This window comes from Proteus genomosp. 4 str. ATCC 51469 (genome assembly GCF_003144375.1).
GTDB lineage: Bacteria > Pseudomonadota > Gammaproteobacteria > Enterobacterales > Enterobacteriaceae > Proteus.
The window spans coordinates 170,983-188,217 of sequence record NZ_PENV01000011.1 but is presented as its reverse complement, the minus strand read 5'-3'; the positions used below and the strand labels follow the sequence as shown (position 1 = coordinate 188,217).

Sequence of the window (17,235 nt, the reverse complement as noted above, 5' to 3'; positions counted from 1 at the left end):
GATACCGACACAGATACTGACGTTGATACCGACACAGATACTGATGTTGATACCGGCATTGATGGAGAAAATAATCTTGATATCGCGGCATTACTTCAGTTAGGTGAAGCCTCAGAAACAATATCGAATGAGCAACCAGATAATGTTGAGTTACCTGAATTAAGTGAATTGTTAACGGATGCAAGTCAGGCCAATATTAATATTGATAATATTGTTCCAGCTTCTCAAGAAACAGAACAGGCAATTCAGTCTCCACTTTTTGTTAGTGAAACGACACATGATGGGAATATTGAATCTCATCAGGTTGCAACACTAATAACAGAGGAAGATATGGGGACAACTCATAATATCTAAATCTATAAAAATAAAATAAATAATTAACATCCTCGTGCCAATACGGCATGAGGATGTTTTTCCCATATTAAGGTATTATTATGGAAAATAGTGAAAATAATAACGCTCATTGCTATTTAGAAAATTATAAAGAAGCGATTATAAATATAGCCAATCATTACCGATTAGATTTTTCACCAGAAAATATCAATATCACGGCTAAATGGTATGAGAATAATATTTCTTATGATGATGTAATTAAATTATTAGCTAGACAATGTTGTTTAGTTGCTAAATTTATAGACAGCAAAAAATTTAAATTCAATGTTTGGTCGTTACCCGTTGTTGTTGAAAGTAATGATGGCAGAGTGGGAATAGTTCAAAATATAAAAGGTAATAACGCGACAATATTATTCAGCGGCGATCATGGTCTAGCTATTGATGTTGATATAGACACACTAAAAGAAAATATAAAAAGAATTGCTATTTTTAGACCAATGGTTGATAGACCTGATCCAAGAGTGGATTTATATATTAAACCGACAGAAAAACATTGGCTATGGCGCATTTTATTAAGAGACGTTTCTCCTTATAAATATGTCATTATGGCAACGTTTATTATTAATGTCTTGGGTTTGGCTGGGATCACTTATTCTATGCAAACCTATGATAGGATTATTCCATCACAATCTTATTCAACGATGTTTGTTTTGGTTGTGGGCGTATTAATTGCTTTTATTTTTGATTATATTCTTAAAATGTTGCGTTATGGAGTGATTGATTTATTAGGAAAAAAAGCTGATTTACGCATGTCAGATCGTGTTTATGGGCATTCTTTAAGGATAAAAGACAGTAATCGCCCACCTTCTACAGGTTCTTTTATTTCTCAGTTGCGCGATCTTGAACAAATTAGAGAAATGATGACGTCTAGTACAGTCGCAGCCATTGCAGATTTACCTTTCTTTCTCTTTTTTCTCTTTATTATTTATATGATTGGCGGAATTATTTGTGTCATTCCATTAGCTGGTTTTTTCTTAATGATAACGCCTGGGCTATTAGCACAGAAAAAATTGTTTGTGCTTGCCAACGAAGCAATGAGAGAAAGCACTCTACGTAGTGGCATGATTGTTGAATCAGTTCAAGGGCTTGATGATATCAAAGCTATGCAGGCAGAGTATCGTTTCCAACAGCAATGGGTCCATTATACAAAAACGAGTGCTGAAGCCAGTTTAAAGCTAAAACACCTAACACATAAATTAAGTAGTATGGCCTATTTTATTCAAAACAGTGTGTTTGTGGGGGTGATTTGTATGGGAACCCCTTTAGTGATCAGTGGTGAACTTTCCACTGGGGCACTCGTCGCTTCTTCTATATTAAGTTCCCGAATGATGGGGCCTATTTCTCAAATGGCGAATATTATTACGCGTTGGCAACAAACTAAGGTATCAATAAAAGGGCTGACGTCTATTATGGAATTACCAGTTGATCATCCTACGTCTATTAAAAAAGTCCATTTACCTTTTATTAAAGGCCATTATAAATTAGAGAATATTGGTTTTAAATTTAATCAAAATAGCCCAAATTATGCGATTTATATAAATGAATTAGAAATTAAACCCGGTGAGAAAATTGCGATTATAGGTCGCAATGGTGCGGGTAAATCCTCTTTGCTTTCGGCACTTTTTGGTAAGATGGAATATCAAGAAGGAACAATAACACTAGATAATATTGAATTAAATACCTTAGATCCTTCAGATTTACGTAGAGATGTGGGCTATTTAAGCCAAAATGCTAAGTTATTTTACGGTACTGTACGAGATAATGTGACATTAGGAAATCCATTAGCTACCGATGAGGAAATTTATCAAGTTCTTGAGGAAACAGGTGCTGCTGAATTTATAAATAAATTACCAGAAGGGATTAATTATATTATTCAAGAAGGCGGTATTGGGATATCAGGAGGGCAAAAACAGTCATTATTATTAAGCCGTTTGTTATTGAAAAAACCAACGACTTTACTATTGGATGAGCCAACAGCATCTCTTGATGATATTACTGAAGCTAATTTCATTAAGAATATTGAAAAAACGTCTCTTGGAAAAACATTTATTATTACCACGCATAGAAAAAAATTATTAGAACTTGTGGATCGTATTATTGTTGTTTCGGGTGGCAAAATTGTACTTGATAAACCCAAAGCAGTTGCATTAAAAATGCTTTCAGGAGTAACAGATGAAAAATAAAAAAGATAACTCATCGAATGCAGTATCTCCTGATGAGATGAATAAGTTGGTAAAAGAATTAGAAAGTTTAAATCAACAACACAATCAAGGAATACAACAGACCCAAGAAGAAAAAGTGGGATTTTTTAAACGAATAAAAAATCTTATTGCGGATTATCGTTATATTACGAATAAAAAAGATAAAGATCTCTATCTTATTGAAGACAGTATTGGTGATGCTGCTGAATTTGGTTTGATTGATGATACTAAAGCCAGTAGAGCAAATCGTATTATCATGGCTATCTTTATCTTTTTATTTATTATGGTGATTTGGGCTTATTTTGCTGAAGTTGCCGAGGTGACAAAAGGGAATGGGAAAATTATCCCAAGTTCTAAAGAGCAACTTATTCAATCTCTAGATGGTGGGATTGTAACTAATATTTTTGTGAGAGAAGGGGATATTGTTCAAGTTGGACAAACGTTAGCGACATTAGATTCGACAAAAACAGCATCAAGCCTAGAGGAATCACAGGCAAAATATAATACGGCTTTAGCAACATCTATTCGATTAAAAGCAGAGGTTGAACAACATAAAATAGTTAATTTGGTTTTCCCTGAGGAATTACAAACGCAAACTGAATTAATTAATTATGAAAATAAGCTTTATTTGTCTCGCAAACAAAAACTTACTCAAACACTCGCTAATTTGCAAAAGAGTAAGCACATTATTCGTCAGCAATTAAATATTAATAAAGAACTTGCTCGCCAAGGTGCTAGTAGTACCGTTGAAGTATTAAGATTAGAAAAGGAATTGATTGATTTAGAAAGTAAAACACAAGAATACACTTCGGATTTTTATGTTACTGCGCGACAAGAACTCGCGAAAGTAATGGCTGAAATAGATAGCTTAGCGCCTTTAATTAAAGGGCGACAAGATTTTGTACAAAAAACAACTATCACATCGCCAGTTAAAGGTATTGTGAAGAATATTCAAAATTCAACAATTGGTGGTGTGGTTCCTCCAAATGGTATTTTGATGGATATTGTTCCTTTGGAAGATACATTAATTATTGAAGCTAAGATATCGCCAAAAGATATTGCTTTTATTCACCCAGGACAAGAAGCCAAAGTCAAAATAACGGCTTATGATTATGCTATTTATGGTGGATTAGAGGGAACGGTCAGTGTTATTTCACCGGATACGGTGAAAGATGAAGTTAAAAGTGATGTGACGTATTACAAAATATATATCAAAACTGATAAAGATTATTTAGTGAATAAGGCGGGAAAATCATTTTCTATTACGCCGGGGATGATTGCATCTGTCGAAATAACAACAGGCAGTAAAACAGTATTACAGTATTTAATTAAGCCATTTAATAAAATTAATGAAGCATTAAGAGAACGGTAATAGGTTAATAAAATGAAAAAAATCAAACATACTGTTTTACTAATAGGGTCAGTTTTGTCATTAGGTGGCAGTGGTATACAACAAGCGAATGCAACATTACAAACTGAACCAGTTAACTCTTTTACTCTAGATATTGTGGATATCCATAAGGAGGTAGAGCCTTCTAAACGTTTTTTATCTCAGGGTGTGACAAAATCAATGAGCGTTGCTGATGCTCAATCTAATGTATTACAACCAATGCAAAAAGCGGAAACAGGTATTGAGAAACAGTCGCTGTCTTCTGTGGTGGAATTAGCGTTAAATTGGCATCCATCATTACGAAATAGTGAATATTTAACAAGAGCAGCTCAAGATATGGTTGATGGATCGCGGGCAGATTATTTTCCACAAGTCAGTGTGGGAATGGATAATAAGCTCTATGAAAATAAAGATCGGTATGGAAATAATAATAAAGGTTCGGATGTTCGTTTTACCATTAGACAAATGGTGTATGACTTTGGGAAAACATCTACAAAGGTAGATTCTGCAGAAATTTCTTTTGCACGAGAAAAAATAGTTTCTTTAAAAAGTCAGCAAGATCTGATTTATCAAGTCTCACAAGCTTACTTCTATACTTCTCTTTATAATAATTTAGTTAATATTGCACAATTACAAGTGGAAGGTTTTAGTGAGATAGAGCAATTAGCGATGAGCCGTTCTTCATTAGGAGCCTCTACACAAGCTGACTATGTACAAAGTAAAAATAAACTTGTTTCAGCACAAGCATTGCTTTATAGCTATAAAACACAGCAAGCGCGCTGGAATGCATTATTACAAAATTACACAAATAATGCGGTGAGCTATTCTCAAATCCCTTTAATTACTGATGCTCACCTTTCTAATATTTGCTATCAATATGCAGATCATGGAGCAGAATCAACTGATATGTTACTTGCTAAATATGATCATGAACTTGCAAAGAAAAATATGGAATATGCGCGATTAGATAATTTCCCAACAATTTATTTAGAAGGTAACTATCGAACAAATATCAATAAAAATGATAATGTTGATTATGATCCTGATAGAAGAGAGATTAAGCTTAACGTGGATATCCCTTTATTTGAAGGGGGCAGTAAATATTCAAAAATGTCCCAAGCCGCTAATGAATTACTCGCTAGCCAATATCAATATGAAACAATAGCGATTAATACAAAGCAGCAATTAAATGTCGCGTTATCTCAAATAACGGGTAATTTATCTATGATGAATTCACAAAAAGAAAAAATACAAACAGCAGAAAAAACGAGGGATCTTTATTTATTACAATACAAAAGTTTAGGAACAAGACCATTGATTGATGTATTGAACGCTGAGGGAGATATTCATCAATCTAACATTGAATATATTAATAATGTTATTGAGACAAATTTACAAAGTTTAGATTGCTTATTAGCATCTGGAGAAATTAGTCGCGTTTTAAATATTTCAAATTAGATCATAGCGATACCTTTTCAGTGCGATAAAATATATCAGCCTGAAAAGGTATCGCTTAAAATTAATATAAACGCTTATTGCGCAATATAAATGGCAATATAAAAAGACTTAATGCTGTAATAATTGCGGTAGCAACTAATACCACGAAAAAGGCATTTTCAAAGGCTAAATTTGCCTGAGATATCACAAGAGAAGCTACGTCATTTGGTAACTTTTCTGCCACAATTAGGGCTTCGTCTAGACTGTCATAGACAGCATCGTTGATAGCTAATGAGTCAGGTAGTACTAGCTTTAATGTGTATACGGTACTCATCAAACTGCCCATAAATGTCACCCCAATCACGCTCCCAAGCTCATAAGCCACGTCTTCAATGGAGGCTGCCATTCCCGCTTGTTTATCAGCAACACTTAACATAATGGATGTCGACGCGGTGGTAAAAATAACACCTAAACCAAAGCCGATTAAGAATAGACTACCGATTAACACCATTGGTGATGTTGTTTGGTAAACGGCAATTAACCACAGATTTCCCACTAAAGTGAGTAAAAATCCGCTGATGATCAGGCGAACTTCCCCTAGCCGTGTTAAAAAATAGCCCGCTAAAGGGGATGCCAATACAGAGCCAATTGGAATAGGTAAGATCACTAATGCTGCATTTAAAGGGGTAAAACCCGCAACAAGCTGTAAACGCTGACTAAGTAGCAATTCAATACCCACAATGATCACCATAGAAAGTACAGCCATCAAAATCCCGATACTAAAAAAGCGGTTTTTAAATAACCCAAAATCAATCATTGGGTGAGTTTGTTTACGCTGGCGCAAGGAAAATAGCGTAAGAAAAACTACCGCAATTACACCTGTAATAGTGACTTCATTCCACTGTGTATAAGGTTTTCCTAGTTCTTTTAAAGCATAAATAGCGCTGATTAAACCTACTAGGATCAGTGCTGAGCTTAAATAATCAATTTTATGGTTACCATGTCCAGCAAACTTAGGAATAAGCCAAATAGAGAATGGTAATACCAAAAGAACAATAGGGACGTTAATTAAGAAGACAGAGCCCCACCAAAAATGTTCAAGCAACATCCCACCAATTAAAGGACCCAAAGCCGCACCGCCAGAGGCAACCGCAGACCAAATACCAATCGCAATAGCACGCTCTTGTGAGTCGCTAAAGACTTGTCGCACTATCGACAGGGTAGCTGGCATACTCATTGCTGCACCTACCGCTAAAAAACCACGAGATGCAATTAAGGTCGTTGCGGTGGGAGAAAAAGCTGCACACAAAGAAGCGAGAGCGAATAACGGTAACCCACAAATAAAGAGTGTTTTATGGCCGATCCGGTCTGTGAGCATACCCGCTGCAGGGAGTAATCCGGCAACAATTAACGGGTAAGCATTCATTATCCATAATTTTTCTGATGCAGTGGCGTTTAAATCATGAGTTAAACGTGGCAATGCGGTATAAAGCACTGTTACATCAACAACGATGAGAAACAGCATACTAGATACCAAAAGTAATACTATCCAACGTTTATAATCTTTTATCATAGAAATCTCAGTTATTTTTATGTGTATTATTTTTACTAGCGGCTATAATATAAATCCATACGACCGTATTGAAAAGAGGTTTTTTTATGGGACGTCAAAGAACTATTGATAGAGAAAAATTATTAGAAGCGATCTTCGATATCGTGATGGAACAAGGTGCCGCAGCGTTAACGATTGATACTGTTGCAAAAAAAATGGGGATCTCAAAAGGGGGCGTTCAATACTGTTTTAGTAGTAAAGAAGCGATGATTGATGCGATGTTTGATTTCTGGGAAGAGAGTTATGAAACCCAATTTAACAAGATAGTTGAAAAGGATAATTCTCCTGATAATCGTGTTACTGCACATATCCGTGCAACACATCATCACGATAAGGTCTCTTTTGCCAAAGGCGCGAGTTTGATGGCGGCATTGCTACAGACGCCAGAATATTTACAAAGTACAAAAGAGTGGTATCAACAGCGATTGACAGGTTTAGATACAACAACGGAGGCTGGAAAACGTGCAAGACTGGCTTTTTTGGCGACAGAAGGTACTTTTTTACTGCGTTATTTTGGGCTAATGGATATTGGTGACGATGAGTGGCAATCCATTTTTGAAGATATTGATTCTGAGTTACTTCAGCAAGGGAAGAGGCAATAAAAAAGCATGTTGTTAATGAGAAGAACAACATGCTTTTTATTGACGATAATTGGGCTAAATAGAATTAGTAATACATAGCAATTAGCTTATTGTCGATCTCTTTAACGTCAACGGGTGTGTCGAAAATATCTTCGATAATGTCTGCTTTCATGATCTCTTTGGGTGAGCCGTGATAATACAGTTGTCCATTACGCATGGCTAAAATATAGTCAGAGTAAACAGAGGCAAAATTGATATCATGAATAACGATAATAATGGTTTTTCCTAATTCATCTGCGGCCTTTCGCAGAAGTTTCATCATTATTACCGCATGTTTCATATCAAGATTATTCAGTGGCTCATCAAGCATGACATATTCTGTATCTTGGCATAGCACCATCGCAACATAGGTACGTTGACGTTGCCCACCCGATAATTCATCTAGATAGCGATGACGAAATTCAGTTAGATTTAAAAAAGCTAATGACTCATCAATGACTTTTTTATCATCGAGCGTTAAACGGCCTTTGCTGTAAGGATAACGCCCAAAGCCAACTAATTCTTCTACGGTTAAACGACTGACGAACTGGTTTTCTTGGCGCAGTATTGAGAGATTTTTTGCCAGCACATCGCTATCTGTTGCAGCAACATCCATGCCATTAACACTGACCATGCCACTTTCAGGAATTAATAAACGTCCAATAACAGAAAGCAGTGTGGATTTACCCGCACCATTAGGGCCAATGATCGAAGTAATACCGCCACGTTGAATTGTTGTTGTAATATTATCGAGAACGGTTATATCTTGATAATGCTTTGATATCTTATTGATTTCAATCATATTAAAGTCTTCTTAACACCAAGTAGATAAAGAACATCCCGCCGACAAACTCAATCACAACAGAGAGTGTTCCTGTCATTTTTAAACCATATTCTAAAACTAATTGCCCACCAATTAAGGCGATAGTACCCAGTAAAAAGGCAACAGGCATTAAGAAACGGTGTTGGCTACTGCCACTGATATGGTAAGCAAGGTTAGCGACAATTAAACCTAAGAAGGTTAATGGACCGACTAAAGCGGTCGAAACAGCCACTAAGACAGAAATCAGTAATAAAATATAAGTGGTTTGCTTGCGGTAATTAATACCAAGGTTAATCGCATTCGCTTGGCCTAATGCCATTACATCAAAACTATATCGCATCCGCCAAAGTAAAATACCAACAACAACGATAATGGCTAAAGCGCAAAAGATAAGATCAGGGGTTGCACGGGTGAAGGTGGCAAACATGCGACCTTGTAAAATGGAGAATTCATTAGGGTCCATCAAACGTTGTAATAGTGTGGCTGAACTACGAAATAACGTACCTAAGATAATCCCAATCATCAGAACTAAATTGATGTTAAAACGTACTGAGCTAAACAACCAACGATAAAGTACAACCGAAAATAGCACCAATAATGTTGATTCTAAAAAGAATTTTGATAAGTTCAACATCCATGACGCGGGCATATCGCCTTCAAAAAAGACAAACACGGTTTGTAGTAACACAAACAGAGCTTCTAAACCCATTAATGAAGGAGTCAAAATACGGTTGTTAGCAATGGTTTGAAACAGAATAGTCGACACACCAGCTGCAAACGCCACCACAATCATGGTGAGAATAATGTAGGCACGGTGAGTCAGAATATAAGAGATATTGCCGTTTAGGTTTATCGTCATAAATAACACAATAGATAATAACGATGCCCCTAATAATAACCAGATACGAGACATGGGCGAAAGGCGCATTTTCTTATGTTCGGCAGCGCCAGTACATTTGCTAATTATGGCTGAATTAACTTTTTGCATAACGTTGCTGCTTTAGTAGTAAAAAAAGGAAAATAACGGCACCCACAGCGCCTAAAATAACACTGGCAGGAATTTCAAATGGGTAGCGAATAAGTCGGCCAATTACATCACACAATAAAACAATCGCACCACCACTCAAGCAAACCCACGGAATGGTTTTACGAATATTATCACCCATCACTAAGCTCACTAGATTGGGGACAATCAAGCCAAGGAAAGGTAATGCACCAACAACAGACACAACAACACCACTAATCAGTGCAATAATGGATAATCCAATGATCATCACTCTACGGTAATTAAGTCCCACATTAATGGAGAATTCACGTCCCATTCCAGCCACAGTAAAGCTATCAGCAACCCAACATGCCATTAACGCAAGCGCACCGACAAGCCATAAAAGCTCATAGCGACCTTGTAATACACTTGAAAAATCGCCACTTGTCCATGCGTCTAAAGATTGCAATAAATCGAAATAAACCGCTAAAAAGATAGTCAACGCACCGATAACAGCGCTAAGCATAATCCCCACTAAAGGCACTATTAATGTCGTTTTTAAGGTGATCCTTTGCAGAAGCAGCATAAATAACAAAGTACCAAGTAGGGCGAAAACGGTCGCTACCAACATTTTGGTAAAGATGCCAGCCGCAGGAAAGAGCAGCATAACGACTAATAATCCAAGGCTTGCAGATTGAGTGGTTCCCGCAAGAGAGGGTTCGACAAAACGATTCTGGGTTAGTAGTTGCATAATTAAGCCTGCAACACTAATGGCACCACCGGCGAGTAATAATGACAGGGTTCTTGGAACACGGCTGATAAAGAAGATATCACGCATATCGGGATCAGAAAAAAGCGAAGCAGGAGTAATATCTCCTGCGCCGACAAATAGACTGATCATTGAGAGGATAGCAACAAGTCCTATCCCCAATGATAAATGGAACGTTTTCATTCAGTTACTTTATTTTTTTTGATCCAGCGCTTGATTGATAGTATCCATTAAACGAGAGTAAGTTTGGATCCCGCCAGAAATATAAATAGAGCTTGCATCAAGATAGATAACTTGGTCTTTATTCCAAGCATTTACTTTTCTTACCAGCGCATTATCAAGGACTTGTTGTGCAGGCTGTGAATCTTCACGGCCAATCGCAGCGTCACGGTCGATAACAAACATCCAGTCTGGGTTAAGTTTTAACAGTAATTCAGAGTTGACGATGTTGCCGTGTGAACCTGGGCTATCAAAAACATAAGCAGGTTCAAAACCTAATACATCATAGATAAAGCCAAAGCGAGAGCCTGGGCCATATGCTGATATTTTACCACCACTGACTAACACAACCATCGCTTTACCAGCATCTGGTGTTTTGGCTTTTACAGTATCAATTTTACTATTGAAATCAGCCAGTAATTTTTTGGCTTGCTCTTCTTTGCCAAAAATTTGACCTAATGTTGTTGTGCGTTCAGCAAGGCTTTCGACAAAACGTTTAGGGTCGATATCCATTGAAATTGCAGGCGCAATTTCACTTAATTTTGCATATGCATCGCGAGCTCGGCTACCACTTAAAATTAAATCAGGCGCTGTTGTGCTGAGCTTTTCATAGTTTGGCTCGAATAACGCACCTTCATTGATGTAGTCGTTCGGATTGGTATATTTTTCTAAGAATTTAGGTAAATGAACATTAGTTTGTGGCAGACCAACAATAGGAGCACCTAATGCATCAATAATATCAAGGGTTTCCATATTCATCACAACCACTTTCTGTGGGTGAGCTGGGATTTCAGTTGTCCCTTGAAAATGTTCAATCGTGAGAGTTTGTTTCTCTGCTGATTGTGCTGTTGATGTGTCTTGAGCGTTATCACAACCAGCGATAACAAGTGAAGAAAGCAGTAAAAACAGTGGGCTTAATGACTTTTTAAACATTCTCTTTCCCATATTGTTGCAACACGAAATAAGACGGATCTTTACAGCAGTGGCTTAAATGTCGATCCACAAAGAAGATGATAATACCATCAAAAGTATAAAGAGTAATGATACTAATTCACATTCTCATAATAATAAAGGGTTAACTTGACTAAAATGGCGAAATTTTGCGAGAGATCATTAAAGGAAAATAGAGAACAAATTTTGTGACGTGAAAGAACTCTTAAGATTATTTGCTCAATTTGTGAAGAGTGTCAAAAGAGCAGGTCAAGGAGAGACAATTCTTAACCTGTAAGAAATATCGTTAGCTAGTATCATTGCGTATACTTCATTCAAGCAGAAACAATCCTTATTTTAATCTTACTTCGGTTTCTGTACTGACACAGTAATGAATGCACAAGAGAAAGCCTTGTTATCTCTAGGGTAAATCGTTGCCAACTCAAGAGGGTTTTATGCAAAAGAAATATATTTACTTATTTTGTTCTGCTGGCATGTCAACATCCCTTCTCGTGACCAAAATGCGAGCACAAGCAGAGAAATATGATGTGCCTGTGGTCATTGAAGCTTTTCCTGAAACTTTAGCTGCACAAAAAGGGCAGGATGCGGATCTGATTTTGCTAGGTCCACAAATTAGCTGGATGTTACCTGATATTCAAAAATTACTCCCGAATAAACCGGTCGAAGTGATCGATTCTCTGTTATATGGAAAAGTAGATGGCTTAGGCGTGTTAAAAGCCGCTGTCGCCTCTATTAAAAAAGCATCTGCAACAACAAATTAATTTTATTTTTTTATTATTTAATTTTTTATTCCAGTCAAAGAGCGAATTTTTCAGCAAGCCGAGCAATTAGCGGCATTTAAAGGGTATTTTTCTATGAGTAAGTTCATTGGTTCACTTGAAAAGGTACTCCTTCCTTTTGCGGTTAAAATTGGAAAGCAACCTCACGTTAATGCGATTAAAAATGGCTTTATTCGTTTAATGCCGTTAACTCTTGCAGGGGCAATGTTTGTACTTATCAATAACGTTTTTCTTAGTTTTGGTGATGGCTCCTTTTTTTATTCTCTAGGTATCCGCCTTGATGCATCAACAATAGAAACACTCAATGGTTTTAAAGCTATTGGGGGGAACGTTTATAACGGTACATTAGGTATAATGTCGTTGATGGCGCCATTCTTTATCGGAATGGCATTAGCAGAAGAGCGAAAAGTTGATCCGATTGCGGCAGGCTTACTCTCTATTGCTGCCTTTATGACGGTAACACCTTACAATGCAGCTGGCGCTTATGCTGTTGGCGCTAATTGGCTTGGTGGGGCAAATATTATTTCAGGTATCATTATTGGTCTTGTTGTGGCTGAAATGTTTACCTTTATTGTGCGTCGTAATTGGGTTATTCGATTACCTGATAGTGTCCCTGCTTCTGTTTCACGTTCTTTCTCTGCATTAATTCCCGGTTTTATTATCTTATCAATTATGGGGATTATTTCGTGGGGATTAGCGACGTATGAAACAAACTTCCATCAAATTATTTTAGACTCTATCTCAACACCATTAGCATCAATGGGTTCTGTTGTAGGTTGGGCATACGTTATTTTTACCTCTCTACTGTGGTTCTTTGGTATTCATGGTTCACTGGCACTTGCAGCACTTGATAGTGGTATTATGACACCGTGGGCATTAGAAAACGTCTCTATTTATACTGAATATGGTTCAGTAGAAGCCGCTTTAGCCGCAGGTAAGACGTTCCATCTCTGGGCAAAACCAATGTTAGACTCCTTTATCTTCTTAGGCGGTACAGGGGCAACACTGGGACTTATTATTGCAATCTTTATCGCATCTCGTCGTGCAGATCATCGCCAAGTTGCTAAACTGGCATTGCCAGCAGGTTTATTCCAAATTAATGAGCCGATTATTTTTGGTTTACCTGTGATTATGAATCCAGTGATGTTTATTCCTTTTATTCTTATTCAACCTATTCTTGCTGCAATTACTGTGACGGCTTATTACTTAGGGATAATCCCACCGGTAACAAATATAGCGCCATGGACGATGCCAACGGGATTAGGTGCATTCTTTAATACTAACGGTAGTATCGCAGCACTGTTATTAGCGCTGTTTAACTTGGGTGTAGCAACACTGATTTATCTTCCTTTCGTTATCATCTCAAACAAAGCACAAACTGAAATTGAGAAAGAAGAGAGCGAAGAGGATATTGCCAATGCATTGAAATTTTAAGTCATAGAAAAAGGAGTGCAGAGGTTTCTCTGCACTTTTTAGAGTCAAAGAGGATATACCATGTTAGATATTGAAAATGCAGTTGATAGCAGTGCTACAGAAGATGAATTTGAAGAGATAATCATGGGTCTTATCATTAATTCAGGCCAAGCACGCAGCGTAGCCTATGGCGCTTTAAAAAAAGCCAAAGAAGGCGATTTTGAAGGCGCTAGAAAATTAATGGAGCAATCTCGTGAAGCATTAAATGAAGCCCATAAAATACAGACACGTTTAATTGGTGATGACCAAGGTATCGGAAAAACTAAAGTCAGTTTAGTTTTAGTCCATGCACAAGATCATTTAATGACTTCAATGTTAGCTAGAGAATTAGTGACAGAATTAATCGAGTTACATGAAAAGATAAAATAAGGTGAATACTGTGGTGGAGTCATTGAGAGCACAAAGCGAAATACGTATGGTCTATGAAGATCAGCTATTTAATGGCAAAAATTTTCATGTCTTTATTTATAATAAAACAGAAAGTGTCAGCGGATTGCATCAACATGATTATTATGAATTCACCATTGTTTTAACAGGACGTTATTATCAAGAGATTAATGGAAAAAAGGTTTTATTAGAGCGTGGTGATTTTGTTTTTATTCCCATAGGCTCTCACCATCAGAGTTTTTATGATTTTGGTGCAACACGCATTTTAAATGTGGGAATTAGTAAAGCTTTTTTTGATAAACATTACCTCTCGTTATTACCTGCTTATTTTATCGCTTCACAAGTTTATGAATTAAAAAATGAATTTCTTTCCTATATTGAATCTGTTATTGGCTCTTTGAATTTTCGCCATACGGAATTTAATGAATTTATTGAAATTGTCACCTTTAATGTGGTGAACAGGTTACGACACCATCGAGATAATCGTATTGAAGATGATATTCCTTTATGGCTAAGAGATACCGTAAGCGAGATGCATGACAAACAAAAGTTTGGTGAAAATGCATTGGTTAATATGGTGATGCTATCAGGAAAATCACAAGAGTATTTAACACGGGCAACACGGCGTTATTACGATAAAACGCCTATGCAAATTATTCATGATATTAGAATTAATTTTGCGAAAAAACAGTTAGAAATAACAAATTATTCGATAACCGATATTGCTTTTGATTCTGGCTATAGTAGCCCAAGTCTGTTTATTAAGACATTTAAGAAAATAACATCATTGACGCCAAATAGTTATCGAAAAAATTTGTGCAGTATTAAAGAAACAAACTAATTCATTATTAAGCGTAAAAAATTAATCAATAATAAAGATTGATTTTATTTGAAATAGAGAGAAAGAAGAAAATAAGCTTATTTTCTTCAGGGCTCTTTACGTCTTAATTTCGCCATTAATACACAAATAACAGCATTATTGTGCTGTATGGGAGTATTTTATGAGTCATAAATTAAAAATCGTTACCATTGGTGGTGGAAGCAGTTATACGCCTGAATTGTTAGAAGGTTTTATTAAGCGTTATCATGAATTACCAATCACTGAATTATGGCTGGTGGATGTAGAAGAAGGAAAAGAGAAGCTTGATATTATTTTTGAGCTTTGCCAACGCATGGTAAAAAAAGCGGGTATTCCTTTAACCGTTTATAAAACCCTTAATCGCCGTGAAGCGTTAAAAGATGCTGATTTTGTCACAACACAATTGCGTGTTGGTCAATTGAAAGCAAGAGAGCTTGATGAGTCGATCCCGTTAAGTCACGGCTATTTAGGACAAGAAACTAATGGTGCGGGCGGGCTATTTAAAGGACTACGCACGATCCCTGTTATTTTCGATATTATTAAAGATGTTGAAGATATTTGCCCTAATGCATGGATCATTAATTTTACCAATCCAGCGGGCATGGTAACTGAAGCTGTTTATCGTCATACCAACTTTAAGAAATTTATTGGGGTTTGTAATATCCCAATTGGCATGAAGATGTTTATTACAGATGTTCTTAAGTTAACAGATAAAGATGAACTCTCCATTGATTTATTTGGCTTAAATCATATGGTGTTTATTAAAGATGTCATTGTAAATGGTCAATCCCGTTTTCCTGAATTATTAGACGGTGTGGCTTCAGGAACATTAACCGCAGGCTCGGTGAAAAATATTTTCGATTTACCTTTTAGTGAAGGGCTAATCCGTTCTCTTAATATGTTGCCGTGTTCTTATTTGCTTTATTACTTTAAGCAAAAAGAGATGTTGGCTATAGAAATGGGTGAATACTACAAGGGTGGAGCTCGCGCTAAAGTAGTGCAGAAAGTCGAGAAACAATTGTTTGAATTGTATAAAGATCCTGATTTAAATATCAAACCGAAAGAGTTGGAATTACGTGGTGGTGCCTATTATTCTGATGCGGCCTGTGAAGTGATTAATGCTATTTATAATGATAAACAAGCTGAGCATTATGTGAATATTCCACATCATGGTCATATTGATAATATTCCCGCAGATTGGTCAATTGAAGTGACTGCAATTTTAGGTCGAGATGGTGCTAAACCTCATCCTCGTTTAACACATTTTGATGAAAAGGTAATGGGATTAATTCATACCATTAAAGCCTTTGAAATTGCTGCCAGTAAGGCGGCTATTAGCGGTGAACTAAATGACGCTTTATTAGCTATGAATTTAACGCCATTAGTACTTTCCGACAAAGATGCAGAGGTGCTTACACGTGAAATGTTATTAGCGCATAAAGCACATCTACCTCATTTTGCTAAAGCAATTGCTGAGTTAGAAAAAGCCTCTCATTAATTGTCGGTAGATAAATATAAGTGATAAGGAGACAGAATGGCTGGTTTATTGATTGTGAATGCGGATGATTTTGGGCTTAGTAAAGGCCAAAATTACGGTATTGCGGAGTGTTTTCGTCATGGTGTTGTTAGCTCAACAACGGCACTTGTCAATGCTGAGGGAATTGAACACGCAGCACAATTGCGTCATGAGTTGCCTGGCTTAGGTGTTGGGCTTCACTTTACTTTGACGATGGGTAAACCACTGTCTCCTTTACCTTCTTTAACACGTGAAGGTGTATTAGGGAAATGGGTGTGGCAAATGGCGGAAGAGGGTAATTTACCGCTTGATGAAATTCGTGTTGAGCTTAACGCACAATATCAGCGTTTTATTGAGATCTTTGGTTGTGCTCCCGACCATATTGATAGTCACCACCATGTGCATATGTTTAAGCAAATTTTTCCTATTGTGGCGGAGTTTGCCAAAGAAAAGTCATTACCAATGCGGGTTGATAGACCGTTAGCACAAAAAGAAGGGATTGATACCCAAGGTGTGATAAGTAGTGATGGTTTTGATAGTCAATTTTATGGTGATGAAATCACTCAAGCCTTATTTTTAAAGGTACTTGATGAATCAAAAGCGCGTCATGAGCACTCTATTGAAGTGATGACACATCCTGCTTTTGTAGATAATCCATTGCGTGCAAGTGGTTATTGTTTTCAGCGTTTAACAGAGTTGGAAGTGTTAACGGATCGCGCTTTAAAGCATGCCATTTTGGAAAGAGGTTATCAGCTAGGAACGTATCAAGATTTAATGTAGTGGGTTTTTAGACAATCGGTGTCTGTGTTTATTCCCTAGTG

Annotated in this window: 16 protein-coding genes; 11 read left to right on the top strand and 5 right to left on the bottom strand. The window is 36.8% G+C overall.

What is annotated here, in order from left to right; translation table 11 throughout:
- The 4 genes from DK866_RS11705 to DK866_RS11690 all read left to right on the top strand — a co-directional run.
- Positions 1-354: hypothetical protein (locus tag DK866_RS11705; protein WP_208624180.1), on the top strand; the 354-nt coding region annotated here is incomplete at its 5' end.
- 80 nt (positions 355-434) lie between these two features.
- Complete coding sequence (locus DK866_RS11700; protein ID WP_109409036.1) at positions 435-2,576, top strand: type I secretion system permease/ATPase; 2,142 nt, start codon at positions 435-437, stop codon at positions 2,574-2,576.
- A 274-nt stretch (positions 2,577-2,850) separates the two neighbouring features.
- Complete coding sequence (locus tag DK866_RS11695; protein WP_208624181.1) at positions 2,851-3,966, top strand: HlyD family type I secretion periplasmic adaptor subunit; 1,116 nt, start codon at positions 2,851-2,853, stop codon at positions 3,964-3,966.
- Between the two features lie 12 nt (positions 3,967-3,978).
- Positions 3,979-5,442, top strand: a complete 1,464-nt coding sequence (locus DK866_RS11690; protein ID WP_109409035.1) for a TolC family protein — start codon at positions 3,979-3,981, stop codon at positions 5,440-5,442.
- A 61-nt stretch (positions 5,443-5,503) separates the two neighbouring features.
- On the opposite strand, the gene DK866_RS11685 is transcribed toward DK866_RS11690, so the two are convergent.
- On the bottom strand, positions 5,504-6,994 hold the full coding sequence (locus DK866_RS11685) for an MFS transporter (RefSeq protein WP_109409034.1): 1,491 nt from the start codon (positions 6,992-6,994) through the stop codon (positions 5,504-5,506).
- Between the two features lie 86 nt (positions 6,995-7,080).
- Between DK866_RS11685 and DK866_RS11680 the strand changes: the two genes are divergently transcribed.
- Positions 7,081-7,635 (top strand): TetR/AcrR family transcriptional regulator, encoded by a 555-nt coding sequence (locus DK866_RS11680; RefSeq protein ID WP_109409033.1) that lies wholly within the window; start codon positions 7,081-7,083, stop codon positions 7,633-7,635.
- 64 nt (positions 7,636-7,699) lie between these two features.
- Here DK866_RS11680 and DK866_RS11675 read toward each other — a convergent pair whose 3' ends face one another.
- Genes DK866_RS11675 through DK866_RS11660 form a run of 4 tightly spaced genes read right to left on the bottom strand, consistent with a single transcriptional unit; the run spans position 7,700 to position 11,382 of the window.
- The gene (locus DK866_RS11675; protein WP_109409032.1) at positions 7,700-8,455 is read right to left on the bottom strand and encodes an iron ABC transporter ATP-binding protein; all 756 of its coding nucleotides are present in this window, start codon (positions 8,453-8,455) and stop codon (positions 7,700-7,702) included.
- 1 nt (position 8,456) lies between these two features.
- The gene (locus DK866_RS11670; RefSeq protein WP_109409031.1) at positions 8,457-9,464 is read right to left on the bottom strand and encodes an iron chelate uptake ABC transporter family permease subunit; all 1,008 of its coding nucleotides are present in this window, start codon (positions 9,462-9,464) and stop codon (positions 8,457-8,459) included.
- Complete coding sequence (locus tag DK866_RS11665; RefSeq protein ID WP_109409030.1) at positions 9,451-10,413, bottom strand: ABC transporter permease; 963 nt, start codon at positions 10,411-10,413, stop codon at positions 9,451-9,453. The genes DK866_RS11670 and DK866_RS11665 overlap by 14 nt, the downstream gene beginning before the upstream one ends.
- A 9-nt stretch (positions 10,414-10,422) precedes the next feature.
- Entirely contained in the window at positions 10,423-11,382 is a 960-nt protein-coding gene (locus DK866_RS11660) for a siderophore ABC transporter substrate-binding protein (protein ID WP_109409029.1), read from the bottom strand.
- 452 nt (positions 11,383-11,834) lie between these two features.
- On the opposite strand from DK866_RS11660, the gene DK866_RS11655 reads away from it, so the two are divergent.
- The 6 genes from DK866_RS11655 (at position 11,835) to chbG (ending at position 17,194) form a co-directional block, all read left to right on the top strand.
- Positions 11,835-12,161 carry a PTS sugar transporter subunit IIB gene (locus tag DK866_RS11655; RefSeq protein ID WP_072068900.1) on the top strand — a complete coding sequence of 109 codons (327 nt, stop codon included), beginning with the start codon at positions 11,835-11,837 and terminating at the stop codon, positions 12,159-12,161.
- A 93-nt stretch (positions 12,162-12,254) separates the two neighbouring features.
- On the top strand, positions 12,255-13,613 hold the full coding sequence (gene chbC / locus DK866_RS11650; protein ID WP_109409028.1) for a PTS N,N'-diacetylchitobiose transporter subunit IIC: 1,359 nt from the start codon (positions 12,255-12,257) through the stop codon (positions 13,611-13,613).
- Positions 13,614-13,673: 60 nt separating this feature from the next.
- Positions 13,674-14,021, top strand: a complete 348-nt coding sequence (gene chbA / locus DK866_RS11645) for a PTS N,N'-diacetylchitobiose transporter subunit IIA (RefSeq protein WP_072068898.1) — start codon at positions 13,674-13,676, stop codon at positions 14,019-14,021.
- Between the two features lie 10 nt (positions 14,022-14,031).
- Positions 14,032-14,880, top strand: a complete 849-nt coding sequence (gene chbR / locus DK866_RS11640) for a transcriptional regulator ChbR (protein ID WP_109409027.1) — start codon at positions 14,032-14,034, stop codon at positions 14,878-14,880.
- A 160-nt stretch (positions 14,881-15,040) separates the two neighbouring features.
- Positions 15,041-16,396: a 6-phospho-beta-glucosidase gene (locus DK866_RS11635; protein ID WP_109409026.1), complete on the top strand. Its 1,356-nt coding sequence runs from the start codon at positions 15,041-15,043 to the stop codon at positions 16,394-16,396.
- A 36-nt stretch (positions 16,397-16,432) separates the two neighbouring features.
- Positions 16,433-17,194, top strand: coding sequence for a chitin disaccharide deacetylase (gene chbG / locus DK866_RS11630; RefSeq protein WP_109409025.1), 762 nt, complete (start codon positions 16,433-16,435; stop codon positions 17,192-17,194).
- The last annotated feature ends 41 nt before the right edge of the window (positions 17,195-17,235 follow it).

Bases quoted from the DNA above. Each gene is read 5' to 3' on its own strand.
- DK866_RS11675 (WP_109409032.1), bottom strand. From the start codon at position 8,455: ATGATTGAAATCAATAAGATATCAAAGCATTATCAAGATATAACCGTT.
- DK866_RS11655 (WP_072068900.1), top strand. From the start codon at position 11,835: ATGCAAAAGAAATATATTTACTTATTTTGTTCTGCTGGCATGTCAACA.
- DK866_RS11665 (WP_109409030.1), bottom strand. From the start codon at position 10,413: ATGAAAACGTTCCATTTATCATTGGGGATAGGACTTGTTGCTATCCTC.
- chbC (WP_109409028.1), top strand. From the start codon at position 12,255: ATGAGTAAGTTCATTGGTTCACTTGAAAAGGTACTCCTTCCTTTTGCG.
- DK866_RS11670 (WP_109409031.1), bottom strand. From the start codon at position 9,464: ATGCAAAAAGTTAATTCAGCCATAATTAGCAAATGTACTGGCGCTGCC.
- DK866_RS11660 (WP_109409029.1), bottom strand. From the start codon at position 11,382: ATGTTTAAAAAGTCATTAAGCCCACTGTTTTTACTGCTTTCTTCACTT.
- DK866_RS11635 (WP_109409026.1), top strand. From the start codon at position 15,041: ATGAGTCATAAATTAAAAATCGTTACCATTGGTGGTGGAAGCAGTTAT.
- DK866_RS11700 (WP_109409036.1), top strand. From the start codon at position 435: ATGGAAAATAGTGAAAATAATAACGCTCATTGCTATTTAGAAAATTAT.
- DK866_RS11690 (WP_109409035.1), top strand. From the start codon at position 3,979: ATGAAAAAAATCAAACATACTGTTTTACTAATAGGGTCAGTTTTGTCA.
- DK866_RS11695 (WP_208624181.1), top strand. From the start codon at position 2,851: ATGGCTATCTTTATCTTTTTATTTATTATGGTGATTTGGGCTTATTTT.
- chbA (WP_072068898.1), top strand. From the start codon at position 13,674: ATGTTAGATATTGAAAATGCAGTTGATAGCAGTGCTACAGAAGATGAA.
- chbG (WP_109409025.1), top strand. From the start codon at position 16,433: ATGGCTGGTTTATTGATTGTGAATGCGGATGATTTTGGGCTTAGTAAA.
- DK866_RS11680 (WP_109409033.1), top strand. From the start codon at position 7,081: ATGGGACGTCAAAGAACTATTGATAGAGAAAAATTATTAGAAGCGATC.
- DK866_RS11685 (WP_109409034.1), bottom strand. From the start codon at position 6,994: ATGATAAAAGATTATAAACGTTGGATAGTATTACTTTTGGTATCTAGT.